The sequence below is a fragment of the Pseudomonas sp. GW821-FHT09C09 genome, from assembly GCF_059418105.1.
Genome location: NZ_JBWKPF010000004.1, coordinates 286,667 through 299,219, shown reverse-complemented (window position 1 = coordinate 299,219; position 12,553 = coordinate 286,667). Strand labels below are relative to the sequence as shown.

General features: G+C 61.3%; 6 protein-coding genes and 3 pseudogenes. 5 read left to right on the top strand and 4 right to left on the bottom strand.

The features are described from left to right. Positions 1-51: 51 nt before the first annotated feature. Positions 52-651 (bottom strand): annotated as a pseudogene (locus AC07NR_RS14840) (methyl-accepting chemotaxis protein); the annotation flags it as partial. A 303-nt stretch (positions 652-954) separates the two neighbouring features. Continuing rightward, positions 955-1,611 (bottom strand): annotated as a pseudogene (locus AC07NR_RS14835) (MCP four helix bundle domain-containing protein); the annotation flags it as partial. Positions 1,612-1,955: 344 nt separating this feature from the next. On the opposite strand from AC07NR_RS14835, the gene AC07NR_RS14830 reads away from it, so the two are divergent. From AC07NR_RS14830 to AC07NR_RS14815, 4 genes and pseudogenes are all read left to right on the top strand, one after another. Next, complete coding sequence (locus AC07NR_RS14830; RefSeq protein WP_007952320.1) at positions 1,956-2,186, top strand: hypothetical protein; 231 nt, start codon at positions 1,956-1,958, stop codon at positions 2,184-2,186. Next, positions 2,183-2,485, top strand: a complete 303-nt coding sequence (locus AC07NR_RS14825) for a cell division protein ZapA (RefSeq protein ID WP_007952314.1) — start codon at positions 2,183-2,185, stop codon at positions 2,483-2,485. The genes AC07NR_RS14830 and AC07NR_RS14825 overlap by 4 nt, the downstream gene beginning before the upstream one ends. 100 nt (positions 2,486-2,585) lie before the next feature. Further along, positions 2,586-3,656: pseudogene (locus AC07NR_RS14820) on the top strand (cache domain-containing protein); the annotation flags it as partial. Positions 3,657-3,677: 21 nt separating this feature from the next. Continuing rightward, a complete protein-coding gene (locus AC07NR_RS14815) occupies positions 3,678-4,523 on the top strand; it encodes a methyl-accepting chemotaxis protein (RefSeq protein ID WP_427115172.1) in 846 nt (281 codons plus the stop codon). A gap of 143 nt (positions 4,524-4,666) precedes the next feature. Here AC07NR_RS14815 and AC07NR_RS14810 read toward each other — a convergent pair whose 3' ends face one another. Both AC07NR_RS14810 and putA read right to left on the bottom strand, forming a co-directional pair. Beyond that, on the bottom strand, positions 4,667-6,469 hold the full coding sequence (locus AC07NR_RS14810; protein ID WP_495078851.1) for an acyl-CoA dehydrogenase: 1,803 nt from the start codon (positions 6,467-6,469) through the stop codon (positions 4,667-4,669). 143 nt (positions 6,470-6,612) lie between these two features. Then, positions 6,613-10,566 carry a trifunctional transcriptional regulator/proline dehydrogenase/L-glutamate gamma-semialdehyde dehydrogenase gene (gene putA / locus AC07NR_RS14805; RefSeq protein ID WP_495078850.1) on the bottom strand — a complete coding sequence of 1,318 codons (3,954 nt, stop codon included), beginning with the start codon at positions 10,564-10,566 and terminating at the stop codon, positions 6,613-6,615. A 459-nt stretch (positions 10,567-11,025) separates the two neighbouring features. Here putA and putP point away from each other — a divergent pair, with 459 nt between their 5' ends. Further along, positions 11,026-12,510 carry a sodium/proline symporter PutP gene (gene putP, locus AC07NR_RS14800; RefSeq protein WP_495078849.1) on the top strand — a complete coding sequence of 495 codons (1,485 nt, stop codon included), beginning with the start codon at positions 11,026-11,028 and terminating at the stop codon, positions 12,508-12,510. Positions 12,511-12,553: the final 43 nt, after the last annotated feature.

Sequence of the window (12,553 nt, the reverse complement as noted above, 5' to 3'; positions counted from 1 at the left end):
GAGGTGAAAGATCGTCCCCACGGGCGTGGGAACGATCAGTCTTGCGCAGGGTTAGAGGCTGAACCGCCCAACCATATTGTTCAGATCCAGCGCCAGGCGCGACAGCTCGTTGCTCGCCGCACTGGTCTGATTCGCGCCGGTCGCCGATTGCACCGACAGATCGCGGATGTTCACCAGGTTGCGATCCACTTCACGTGCAACCTGCGCCTGTTCTTCGGCAGCGCTGGCGATCACCAGGTTGCGCTCGTTGATTTCGACAATGGCGGTATTGATGGTGTCCAGCGACAGGCCGGCGCCACGGGCGATGTTCAGGGTCGATTCGGCGCGCTCGGTGCTGTTGCGCATCGAATCCACGGCGTGTTCGGTGCCGCTCTGGATGCTGCCGATCATGCGCTCGATTTCGCTGGTCGACTGCTGGGTGCGGTGCGCCAAAGCACGGACTTCGTCGGCCACCACGGCAAAGCCACGACCGGCTTCACCGGCACGGGCCGCTTCGATGGCGGCGTTGAGTGCCAGCAGGTTGGTCTGGTCGGCCAGGCCACGGATCACGTCCAGCACCTTGCCGATGTCACGGGATTCGTTGGCCAGATCACCGATCAGGGTCGCGGTGCTCTGCACGTCGGCGCTCATGCGTTCGATGGCGCTGACGGTTTCCTGCACCAGATCACGACCGTCGCCGGCGGAAGTGGTGGCGTTCTTCGAGGCTTCCGAGGTGCTGACCGCGTTGCGTGCAACTTCTTCCACGGCGCTGGTCATCTCGTTGACCGCGGTGGCGGCCTGCTCGATTTCGTTGTTCTGCTGGGTCAGGCCACGGGCGCTTTCGTCGGTGACGCTGTTCAGCTCTTCGGCTGCAGATGCAAGTTGCGTAGCCGAGCCGGAAATTCGCTGCAGGGTGTCGCGCAGCTTCGATTGCATCTTGGCCATGGCCGCCAGCAGGCGCCCGGCTTCATCGGTGCCGTCGACGTGGATCGGCTGGGTCAGGTTGCCTTCGGCGATGGTTTCCGCCGCGTCCAGCGCTTTGGAAATCGGCTTGGTGATGCTCAGGGTCAGCAGCCAGGCGAACAGGAACGTCAGGCCGGTCGCGATCACCAGCAGCGTCACCACCAGACTGAAGGCCGAAGAAAACTGCTCGGCGGCTTGCTGGTTGGTCTGGCTGATCTGCTCGCCGTTGATTTGCATCAGGCGGTTGAGCACGGTGTTCATTGCTTCGGAGTTGTTCAGCAATTCGGTGTTCAGCAGGTTGCGCAGCTCATCCACCTGATTGTTGCGCGACAGGGTTTTCATCCGGTCTTCGATCTGGCGGTACTGGCCCAGCAACTGCACGTATTGGTCATAGGCCGCACGCTCGGCCGGGCTGCCGATCAATGGCTCGTAATCGGTCTGGGCCTTGCGGATCTGCTGGTTGCGCATTTCCAGCAGTTCGACAGTCTTCTGCTGGACGTCCGGCTCGCGGTTCACCAGCAAGCGGTACGACAGCACCCGCAGACGCAGGGTCAGCTGGGTGAACTCGTCGAGGTTCTTGATGCTCGGCACGCTGGTGGTGGTGATGTTTTCGGCGGCGCCGCGGATCTTGCTCATCTGGTTCAGGGCGAACACGCCGAGAATCAGCATCAGGCCGCCGATCAGGGCGAAACCGGTGAACGCCCGGGGGGCGATATTCATATTGCGAAGGGACATGGTGCGATTACCAGGGAAGGGCCGCATCCATGCGGGCTGAGACTGCTGTTGGATGACTTATCGGTCATACGACTAAAGTCTTGAGGCGGTGCGCGTATTTGTCGCATAAGGGGTCGGGCGACGAAGTGCAGGAACCAGATCGGCAGATCACAGTCTCTAACACTCGCAGGAATGGTCGACTGCCAGGAAAATCAAGGCTTTGCGCCGGTTTAATCCTGGCATCCACGACGACTTTTCTTTATCGTACGCGCCCTTTGAAAAAGCCCTGGAATATCAAAATGTTGGAAGCATCCCTCAGCCAATTGGAACAGCTCGTCAGCGACCTGGTGCAACAGAACCAGACCCTGTCGGAAACCAACCAGACCCTGTCCACGGAACTGGCCCAGGCCAAGGATGAAAACGAGAGCCTGCAACTGAGCCTGATGGAACAGGAAGAAAAGCACGGTGCCACCGCCGCACGCATCCAGGCCCTGGTTGATCGCGTCAACGCAGGTCCTGTCAGCGCATGAACCACGGCACAGCAGGGGTAAAAGTCATCTCCATCATGGGGGAGGACTATTCGATCAAGGCACCGGCCGGGGAAGAACAGACCCTGCTGGACGCTGCATTGATGCTCAAGGCTGCGCTGGCCGACACCAAGCGCAAATACCCGACCCTGATCGGTGACCGCCTGCTGGTGCTGGCGGCGATGAATCTGTGCTCGCAGCAGATTGAAATGAAGAAGCAGCATCAGGAAGAACTCGAGCGTTACCAAGAGCAAGTCAGCGCCACGGTCGAGACCATCGCCAAGACCATCAATCAGGGTTGATGGGGTTGCGCACAACCAAAGAATAAGATTGTCGATTGCGTTGTATACAATCGGCACGGCTGTTGCAGTGTTTCAGCCTCTTATTCTTTGGGGGTGCTCCATGCAGTTCTGGCGTCGCAGTATTCAATGGCAGCTGATCCTCGGCATGGGCACCGCTCTGCTGGTCAGCATCCTGATTGTGGTTGGCATTTATACCCTGGTGGTCAACCGCCTCGCCCAGAGCTATCTGGTCGAACAGGCGTTGCCGTCGAGCATCGAAGCGACGCGCAACGACATCGAACGAATCCTCGTTCAACCCCTCACTGCCGCCAAGGACATCGCCAGCAATACGATGGTCCGCGACTGGCTGGCCACTGGTGAAGACTCCGGCAAAACGGCGGGCTTTGCCCAGTATCTGGAAGGCATCCGCGCCGAACACAAGGCTTTCACGGCGCTGATCATCGGCACCGAATCCAATCACTACATCACCGAAAAAGGCCTGGATCGCACCCTCAGCCGATCCAAACCGGCCGATGCCTGGTTCTACTCTTTCCTCGACAGCAACCAGCCGCGAACCCTGAACATCGACAACGACGGGGCCACCGGAGAGCTGGCGCTGTTCATCGATTTGAAGGTCGAGCAGGCCGGCAAAGTGGTCGGCGTTGCGGGGCTCGGATTGAGCATGAAAGAGCTGTCGGAGCTGATCCACAACTTCAGTTTCGGTGAGCGCGGGAAGGTCTATCTCGTGCGTTCCGACGGTCTGATCCAGGTCCATCCCGAGGCACAGTTCAGCGGCAAGCGCACCCTCGCGGAGCAGATCGGCGCCAACGCGGCGCAAGCGGTCATGGGCCACAAAGTGGCGACCAACAGCAGCTTCCAGCGCGACGGCGAAGACTTCCTCGCCTTCAGTCTGCCTTTGCGCGACCTTGGCTGGACTCTGGTGGCCGAAGTGCCGCAGTCGCAGATCTACGCCGAAGCCCGGCGGGCGATGTGGATGAGCAGTGGTATCGGTCTGGCGGTGGCGCTGGTTTGCCTGGCGCTGGTGATCTGGCTGGCCCAGGGGTTGGTGCGACCGATTCGTCAGGTAACAGCCGCACTGGTAGCAATCGGTAGCGGTGGTGGAGATTTGACCCATCGGTTAGATTCCAGCCGCGCCGATGAACTGGGCGACCTCGCTCGGGGCTTCAACCGTTTCCTCGACAGCCAGCGCGGGATGATCGGCGAAGTGCTGACCACCAGCGAGCGTCTGCGTGTCGCCGTCGGCCAGGTGGCCAGGGTTGTGGATAACACCGCCGAGCGCTCCGGCCGCCAGCAGGAAATGACCGACATGGTCGCCACCGCTGTCCACGAAATGGGCCTGACCGTGCAGGAAATCGCCCAGAACGCCGGCAATGCTGCGCTCGCCTCGCAAACTGCCCGTGATGAAGCGATGCAGGCGCGGGAAGTGGTTGGCGGCTCGATTCGCCATATAGAAAGCATGTCCGATGAAATCGGCGTCGCGGCCGGCGCGGTGGGTGAGCTGGCGCATCAGGTGGCGTCGATCGATCAGGTGTTGGCGGTGATTCGCGGGGTGTCCGAGCAGACCAATCTGTTGGCGCTGAATGCGGCCATCGAAGCAGCGCGGGCCGGCGACATGGGGCGTGGTTTTGCGGTAGTGGCGGATGAAGTGCGGACGCTGGCGCGCCGGACCCAGGCGTCTACCGACGAGATCCAGCAGATGATCGGCAGCCTCAAGCAGGGGGCGGAGAATGCCGTGTCTTCAATGCGCACGGGACAGGCGGCAACCGGCACCGGCGTAGAGTCGAGCCAGCGTACGGGTGCGTCTTTGACCGCGATTACCGGGCAAGTCGAGCGCATCAGCGACATGAACCATCAGGTGGCGACGGCGACTGAAGAGCAGTCGGCGGTGACCGAGGAGATCAACCGCAACGTGCAGGGGATTTCCGATCTGGCCCGGGCGACGGCGGGGGAGGTTCGGGCCTGTCGTGAGGATTGTCAGATGTTACAGCGGTTGGCGGATGATCTGGCGCGGCAGATGGGGGGGTTCAAGTTGAGCTGATGTGTCGTCAGTTCCGGCCCTTTCGCGGGCAAGCCCGCTCCCACAGGTATTGCGGCGGATTCACATAATGTGTGAACACCGCAGAACCCTGTGGGAGCGGGCTTGCCCGCGAAGACGGCATCAGAAGCGACACATAATCCGGATCAGAACCACGCATCCTGCATTGCCAGACACGTATCATCCCGCACCTCCAGCAACGCCAGCTCATGCTGACACCCCGGCACTTCCCACGTCAGAAAATACCGCGCCGCCTGCAACTTGCCCTTATAGAAGTCGGCATCCGCCGCATTCCCCTTGGCCAACCCTTCCTCGGCCCGAATCGCCTGCTCCAGCCAGCGCCAGCCAATCACCGTGTGCCCGAACACCTTCAGGTACAGCGCCGAATTCGCCAGGCTGCTGTTGACCTTGCCCTGAGCCAGATCGGTCAGCAGACCGATGGTCACGCTCTGCAGGCGCGCCACCAGTTTCTCCAGCGGCTCACGCAGTGCGGTCAACGATTCGTACGCCACCGCGCGTTCGGCGGTGTCGGCAATCAGGCGAATCAGCTGCTTGAGCCCGGCGCCACCGTTCTGCGCCAGTTTGCGTCCCAGCAAGTCCAGCGATTGAATGCCGTGGGTGCCTTCGTGGATCGGGTTCAGGCGGTTGTCGCGGTAGTACTGCTCCACCGGGTATTCGCGGGTGTAGCCGTGGCCGCCGAGAATCTGGATCGCCAGTTCGTTGGCCTTGAGGCAGAACTCCGATGGCCAGGATTTGACGATCGGCGTCAGCAAATCCAGCAGTTCATGAGCCTGTTTGCGCTCGGCTTCGGTTTCCAGCGTGGTGGTGTCATCGAAGAGCCGCGCCGCATACAGGCCCAGATCGAATGCCCCTTCAACGTAGGATTTCTGCGTCAGCAGCATGCGTCTGACATCCGCGTGCTGGATGATCGCCACCGGCGCCGTCGTCGGGTCCTTGCTGTCCGGCACCCGGCCCTGTGGCCGTTCGCGGGCGTATTCCAGTGAATACAGGTAACCGGCGTAACCGAGCATCACCGCGCCCATGCCGACGCCGATCCGTGCCTCGTTCATCATCTGGAACATGTAGCTCAAGCCATGATGCGGCTTTCCTACCAGATAGCCGACGCACTCACCGTTATCACCGAAGTTCAGCGCCGTGGACGTCGTGCCGCGCCAGCCCATCTTGTGGAACAGCCCGGCCAGCAGCACGTCGTTGCGCTTGCCCAGACTGCCGTCATCGTTGACCAGAAACTTTGGCACGATAAACAGCGAAATCCCCTTCACCCCGGCCGGCGCGTCCGGCAGCTTGGCCAGCACCATGTGCACAATGTTTTCCGAGAGCGGGTGGTCGCCGCCGGAGATGAAGATCTTGTTGCCCTTGAGACGATAAGTGCCGTCGGACGCCGGCTCGGCGCGGGTACGAATATCCGACAGCGACGAACCGGCATGGGGTTCGGTCAGGGCCATGGTGCCGAAGAAGCGACCGTCGATCATCGGTTGCAGGAAGCGTTGTTTCTGCTCTTCAGTGCCGAAGCTTTCGATCAGGTTGGCCGCGCCCATGGTCAGGAAAGGGTACGAGGTCGACGCCGCGTTGGCCGACTGAAAGTGGGCGAAGCAGGCCTGGGACAGCAGTGTAGGAAGTTGCATGCCGCCAGCGTCGAAACTGCGCGCGGCGTTGAGGAATCCGGCTTCGAGGAAGGCATCCACCGCCGGTTTCACCTCGGGAATCAGAATCGCCTGACCGTACTCGTAGCGCGGCTCGTTCTCGTCGCCCTTGCGGTTGTGCGGTGCGAAGTACTTCTCGGCGATGTTGCGCGCCGTGCCGATGGCGGCATCGAAGGTTTCGCGGTTGTGCTCGGCAAACCGCTCGCGCCGGGTCAGGCCCTCGGCATCGAGGACTTCGTACAGCTCGAAAGCCAGATTGCGGGAACTGAGCAGCGTCTCGGACATGGCGGCCTACCTTTTTTTGGAATGGACCGAGTCTAGGCGTACGAATAAAGGCTGAACAGGAAGATTGATAACGGTGATGGAGAGGCCAAAAAAATGGGCGCCGGTGAGGGCGCCCATTTTTATGTGGCTGGCAGAGTCGCTGATTAACCGATGGTCATCAGGCTGGCGTTACCGCCCGCTGCTGCGGTGTTGACGCTCAATGCGCGCTCGATCACCAGGCGCTCCAGCGCAATGTTGGTCTCGCCCTGGGACAGGCCCTGAACCCCAACGATGGCACCGGCACGTTTGGCGATCTGCTGGCAGACCGCACGCAATTGGTCGGAATGGCCGTGATGCAGAACCGCATCGAACACCACATCGTCCTTGTTCCAGTCGGAAACCAGTTTGATCCGCGTCTGAATCTCCTTCGGCAGGCGTGCGAACAATGCCTTGCTGGTGTCGGATTCCGGCCAGACCGCCGAACCGCCCACTGCCAGTACCGCTGCGAGTTGGGTCAGCAGATCACCTTCGATGTCCGCCAGGCACAGCACATGCTCACGCGGCAGGATCGCGTAGCTGTTCTTCTCGCCGGTCGGGCCGGCCAGTACGCGGGTGATACCGCTTTGCGACTGGGCTGCATACTGCACACACAGGGTGCTCAGGTCGGCGAACTTGTTGCTGTCGGCCCAGGCCTTCAGGGCGACCAGCGGTTTGCTCAGGGCATCGCGCAGACGAACGTCCGGTGCTACGGCAGCATCACCGCGAGCGAAGGATTGTTCGATCGCGTCAGTAGGGCGGGTCGACAGCAGACGGTACAGGTACAGCGGGCCACCGGCCTTCGGACCGGTACCCGACAGGCCTTCGCCACCGAACGGCTGGACGCCGACCACGGCACCCACAATGTTGCGGTTGACGTAGACGTTACCGGCGTTGACGTTGTCGATCACCTTGGCGATGGTCTCGTCGATGCGAGTGTGCACGCCGAGGGTCAGGCCGTAACCGGAGGCGTTGATCTGGGCGATCAACTGGTCGATCTCTTTACGCTTGTAGCGCACCACGTGCAGCACCGGGCCGAAGATCTCGCGTTGCAGCTCGTCGAAGCTTTCCAGTTCGATCAGGGTCGGCATGACGAAGGTGCCGCGTTTGACTTCCTCGGCATCGGCGATGGCCACCTGGTACACGTTGCGACCTTTGTCGCGCATGCCCTGGATGTGTTTCTCGATGCCAGCCTTGGCTTCGGCGTCGATCACCGGGCCGATGTCCACGGACAGACGCTCCGGATTGCCGAGACGGCTTTCAGCCATCGCGCCTTTCAGCATTTCGATGACGCGATCAGCGGAATCTTCCTGCAGGCACAGAACGCGCAGGGCCGAGCAACGCTGACCGGCGCTGTCGAACGCCGACGACACCACGTCGATCACCACTTGTTCGGTCAGTGCCGAAGAGTCGACGATCATCGCGTTCTGGCCGCCGGTTTCGGCGATCAGCGGAATCGGACGGCCCTGGTTGTCGAGGCGACCGGCGATGTTACGTTGCAGCAGGCGCGCGACTTCGGTGGAACCGGTGAACATCACACCTTTGACGCGCTCATCACCCACCAGGCCGGCACCAACGGTTTCACCGCGACCCGGCAGCAGTTGCAGCACGCCTTCCGGAATCCCGGCTTCGAGCAGCAGGCGTACGGCTTGTGCGGCGACCAGTGGAGTCTGTTCGGCCGGTTTGGCCAGCACCGGGTTACCGGCGGCCAGTGCGGCGGCAACCTGACCGCTGAAAATTGCCAGCGGGAAGTTCCACGGGCTGATGCAGACCACCGGGCCCAATGGGCGGTGGGCGTCGTTGCTGAAATCGTTGCGTGCCTGCACCGCGTAATAACGCAGGAAGTCGACGGCTTCGCGGACTTCGGCGATGGCGTTGGCGAAGGTCTTGCCGGCTTCGCGGGCCAGCAGGCCCATCAGCGGCTGGATTTCGCCTTCCATCAAGTCAGCGGCGCGTTCCAGAATCGCGGCACGCTCGGCTGGCGGGGTGGCCTGCCAGATCGGGGCGGCGTTCAGGGCGCATTGAATGGCGTTGTCGACGTCTTCAACCGTGGCTTCCTGCACGTGGCCGACCACGTCTCGCAAGTCCGACGGATTCAGCACTGGGGCCGGCGCTTCGTTGCTGGAGGCGCAACCGAGCATCGGCGCGGCTTTCCAGTTGTTGTGTGCGGTCGCCAGCAGGGCGCAGGACAGCGATGCCAGACGATGTTCGTTGGCCATGTCGATGCCGCTGGAGTTGGCGCGCTCGGAACCGTACAGGTCACGCGGCAGCGGAATGCGCGGGTGCGGCAGGCCGAAACCGCCTTCTACGGTTGCCATCTGCTCGATCTGCGCAACGGGATCGGCCACCAGTTCCTGAATCGAAATCGACTGGTCGGCGATACGGTTGACGAACGAGGTGTTGGCGCCGTTTTCCAGCAGACGACGCACGAGGTACGCCAGCAGGGTTTCGTGGGTGCCGACCGGGGCGTACACGCGGCACGGACGGTTCAGCTTGCCTTCGGAAACCTTGCCTACAACCTGCTCGTACAACGGTTCGCCCATGCCGTGCAGGCACTGGAATTCGTACTGGCCCGGGTAATAGTTCTGACCGGCAATGTGATAAATCGCCGACAGGGTGTGGGCGTTATGCGTAGCGAACTGCGGGTAGATGACTTCCGGTACCGACAGCAGTTTGCGTGCGCAGGCGATGTAGGAAACGTCGGTGTACACCTTGCGGGTGTAGACCGGATAGCCTTCCAGGCCTTCGACCTGGGCGCGCTTGATTTCGCTGTCCCAGTACGCGCCTTTCACCAGACGGATCATCAGGCGATGACGGCTGCGGCGAGCCAGGTCGATCACGTAATCGATCACGTACGGGCAACGCTTCTGGTAAGCCTGGATCACGAAACCGATGCCGTTCCAGCCGGTCAGTTGCGGCTCGAAGCACAGGCGCTCGAGCAGATCCAGCGACAGCTCCAGGCGGTCGGCTTCTTCGGCGTCGATGTTCAGGCCGATGTCGTATTGCTTGGCCAGCAGGGTCAGCGACAGCAGGCGCGGGTACAGCTCGTCCATCACGCGCTCGTACTGGGCGCGGCTGTAACGCGGGTGCAGGGCCGACAGCTTGATCGAGATGCCCGGGCCTTCATAAATCCCACGGCCGTGGGACGCTTTGCCGATCGAGTGAATGGCTTGTTCGTACGAGGCCAGGTACTTCTGGGCGTCGTGTTCGGTCAGTGCCGCTTCACCGAGCATGTCGTAGGAATAACGGAAGCCCTTGGCTTCGAACTTGCTCGCGTTGGCCAGGGCTTCGGCGATGGTTTCGCCGGTCACGAACTGCTCGCCCATCAGGCGCATGGCCATGTCGACGCCCTTGCGGATCATCGGCTCGCCGCTCTTGCCGATGATGCGGCTCAGGGACGAAGTCAGGCCGGCTTCGTTGTGGGTCGACACCAGTTTGCCGGTCAGCAGCAGACCCCAGGTTGCCGCGTTGACGAACAGCGACGGGCTGTTACCCAAGTGCGGCTGCCAGTTGCCGGTGCTGATCTTGTCGCGGATCAGCGCATCGCGAGTGCCCTTGTCCGGGATGCGCAGCAGCGCTTCGGCCAGGCACATCAGCGCCACGCCTTCCTGGGACGACAGGGAAAATTCCTGCAGCAGGCCCTGAACAATGCCTGCACGACCGCCGGCACTCTTCTGGTTACGCAGTTTTTCCGCGATGGACGCGGCAAGTTTGTTGGTGGCTTCGGCCATCGGTGCCGGCAGGCGAGCCTGCTCGATCAGCATTGGCACGACTTCCGGCTCAGGGCGGCGGTAAGCGGCGGTGATTGAGGCGCGCAGCACCGATTGCGGCAGGATGCTTTCGGCGAATTCAAGGAAACATTGGTGAGCGTGATCGGTGTGGACTTCGCCCGCGTCGTCGGCGTCCTTGGCGGTCAAACCGTTCAGCTCGGTCAGGGTTGCACCACCCTCGAGTTTTTCCAGGTAATTGAAAATTGCCTGCTTGATCAGCCAGTGCGGCGTGCGATCAATCGAGGTTGCGGCGGCCTTCAGGCGCTCGCGGGTCGGGTCGTCAAGTTTGACCCCAAGGGTGGTGGTAGCCATATTTTTATCCTCATAGGTGCCGCAGTTGCGCGACAACAGCTGGCGGCAAGATTAGCCGTGAGCTTGCAGAGGTGCAACCGGGTGCAACCCTTTTTTTGTCGGAATATTCGGCAGCTTGTCAGGAATAAATTTCTGCTTCGCGATGATCGCTCTAGATAGGTGCTTTCAAGGCAGATGGCGGGGTGTGACTGCGCCGCAATGGTGCAAAATCGGCGGTTTGCAGGCGAAAAAACGACGTAGGTGCAACTAATTCTCAAGAAACTGGTTGCACCTGTTTTGCTTTGTTGCATAGGATTCGCGCCCAAGGTGCAACCGGGATAACCCGGTGTGCCGGCCAATGGCTTTCCTGGGGAAACATTGGTCATAAATGCGCGGCCGTGCGAATCGTCTGTCAGACGTCAGTCTGCAAACGGTGCAACCGCCGCCGCTACATAAAAACAAAGCCAGGGCACGTACGTAATGAGCGCAAGCAATCCAACCCTGATCACGTTCGTGATCTACATCGCAGCAATGGTGCTGATCGGCTTCATGGCCTATCGCTCCACCAACAACCTTTCCGACTACATTCTGGGCGGCCGCAGCCTGGGCAGCGTGGTGACCGCATTGTCCGCCGGCGCTTCCGACATGAGCGGCTGGTTGCTGATGGGCCTGCCGGGCGCCATCTACATGTCCGGTCTTTCCGAAAGCTGGATCGCCATCGGCCTGATCGTCGGTGCCTACCTGAACTGGCTGTTCGTCGCCGGCCGTCTGCGTGTTCAAACCGAGCACAACGGCGATGCCCTGACCCTGCCGGACTACTTCGCCAGCCGTTTCGAAGACAAAAGCGGCCTGCTGCGGATCATTTCGGCGGTGGTGATTCTGGTGTTCTTCACCATCTACTGCGCTTCCGGCATCGTGGCCGGCGCCCGTCTGTTTGAAAGCACTTTCGGCATGTCCTACGAGACCGCGCTGTGGGCCGGTGCTGCGGCGACGATTGCCTACACCTTCGTCGGCGGTTTCCTCGCGGTGAGCTGGACCGATACCGTACAAGCCACCCTGATGATTTTCGCCCTGATCCTGACGCCGATTATCGTTCTGCTGGCTACCGGTGGCGTGGACACCACGTTCCTGGCCATCGAAGCCAATGATCCGAGCAACTTTGACATGCTCAAGGGCACCACTTTCATCGGCATTATCTCGCTGATGGGCTGGGGCCTGGGCTACTTCGGCCAGCCGCACATCCTGGCGCGCTTCATGGCCGCTGACTCGGTGAAATCCATCGCCAACGCCCGTCGCATCTCCATGACCTGGATGATCCTGTGCCTGGGCGGCACCGTGGCCGTGGGCTTCTTCGGTATCGCTTACTTCTCGGCCAACCCGGACGTGGCAATGCCCGTGACCGAGAACCACGAACGTGTGTTCATCGAGCTGGCGAAAATCCTCTTCAACCCGTGGATTGCCGGTGTCCTGCTGTCGGCCATCCTGGCTGCCGTGATGAGCACCCTGAGCTGCCAGTTGCTGGTGTGCTCGAGCGCCCTGACCGAAGACTTCTACAAGACTTTCCTGCGTAAATCCGCCTCGCAAGTCGAGCTGGTATGGGTCGGTCGTGCCATGGTGCTGCTGGTTGCACTGATCGCCATCGCGATGGCTGCCAACCCGGACAACCGCGTGCTGGGTCTGGTGTCCTACGCCTGGGCCGGTTTCGGCGCAGCCTTCGGTCCGGTCGTGCTGATTTCGGTGATCTGGAAGAAAATGACCCGCGACGGCGCACTGGCCGGCATCCTGGTCGGCGCGATCACCGTGATCGTGTGGAAGCACTTTGAAGTGCTGGGCCTGTACGAAATCATCCCGGGCTTCATCTTCGCCAGCCTGGCCATCTACCTGGTCAGCCTGATGGGCCAGCCAAGCACCGGCATGGTTCAGCGCTTCGAAGCGGCCGAGAAGGACTTCCATCTGAACAAGTGATGGGAATGAGCTGAGGCTCACAAAAGAACGGCCCGTTTCCTGC

Coding starts and splice junctions, on each gene's coding strand:
- AC07NR_RS14830 (WP_007952320.1), top strand. CDS start 1,956: ATGTTGGAAGCATCCCTCAGCCAATTGGAACAGCTCGTCAGCGACCTG.
- AC07NR_RS14825 (WP_007952314.1), top strand. CDS start 2,183: ATGAACCACGGCACAGCAGGGGTAAAAGTCATCTCCATCATGGGGGAG.
- AC07NR_RS14815 (WP_427115172.1), top strand. CDS start 3,678: ATGATCGGCGAAGTGCTGACCACCAGCGAGCGTCTGCGTGTCGCCGTC.
- AC07NR_RS14810 (WP_495078851.1), bottom strand. CDS start 6,469: ATGTCCGAGACGCTGCTCAGTTCCCGCAATCTGGCTTTCGAGCTGTAC.
- putA (WP_495078850.1), bottom strand. CDS start 10,566: ATGGCTACCACCACCCTTGGGGTCAAACTTGACGACCCGACCCGCGAG.
- putP (WP_495078849.1), top strand. CDS start 11,026: ATGAGCGCAAGCAATCCAACCCTGATCACGTTCGTGATCTACATCGCA.